Here is a 540-nt window from a genome sequence, read left to right as displayed (position 1 = left end):
GTGATTCGGCTTGCGTTCCCTTCCAGCTTGATTTCTTTGAACAATAACCCCGTTAGAGGTAGAAATAAAGGCTGCAAAAGTCACTGCAATCTCGAACACCTTTCGCTTACAATAAAAACAGCTTAAAGGATGTTTCAGCAATTTCTTTTCTTTCGTTATCCAGTTTTCAAGGTGCAATTTGTTTTTGGTGGAGCCAAGCGGGATCGAACCGCTGACCTCCTGCTTGCAAGGCAGGCGCTCTCCCAGCTGAGCTATGGCCCCATGTTAGGTTTTGACAAAAAGAATTTAGAAGTGGTGGGCCTTAGTGGACTCGAACCACCGACCTCACCCTTATCAGGGGTGCGCTCTAACCAGCTGAGCTAAAGGCCCTTAATTCTAATTGTACATATTAAGGTGTAAGTATAACACCTGCTTGGCGACGTCCTACTCTCCCAAGACCCTGCGGTCTAAGTACCATTGGCGCTGGAGGGCTTAACGGTCGTGTTCGGTATGGGAACGCGTGGTTCCCCTCCGCCATCGCCACCAAACGGATGACATGAC

Annotated in this window: 2 tRNA genes and 1 rRNA gene; all 3 read right to left on the bottom strand. The window is 48.7% G+C overall.

Annotated features, from left to right (window positions below):
- Positions 1 to 185: 185 nt before the first annotated feature.
- Positions 186 to 261, bottom strand: a tRNA-Ala gene (locus AB4Z29_RS32355).
- A 31-nt stretch (positions 262 to 292) separates the two neighbouring features.
- A tRNA-Ile gene (locus AB4Z29_RS32350) sits at positions 293 to 369 on the bottom strand.
- A gap of 41 nt (positions 370 to 410) precedes the next feature.
- Positions 411 to 527 (bottom strand): 5S ribosomal RNA (gene rrf, locus AB4Z29_RS32345).
- Positions 528 to 540 lie beyond the last annotated feature (13 nt).

The organism is Paenibacillus sp. 2TAB23 (assembly GCF_052115165.1).
Classification (GTDB): Bacteria; Bacillota; Bacilli; order Paenibacillales; family Paenibacillaceae; genus Pristimantibacillus.
Note: the sequence above shows the minus strand (reverse complement) of the source record. Positions and strands in the feature narration are given on the sequence as shown.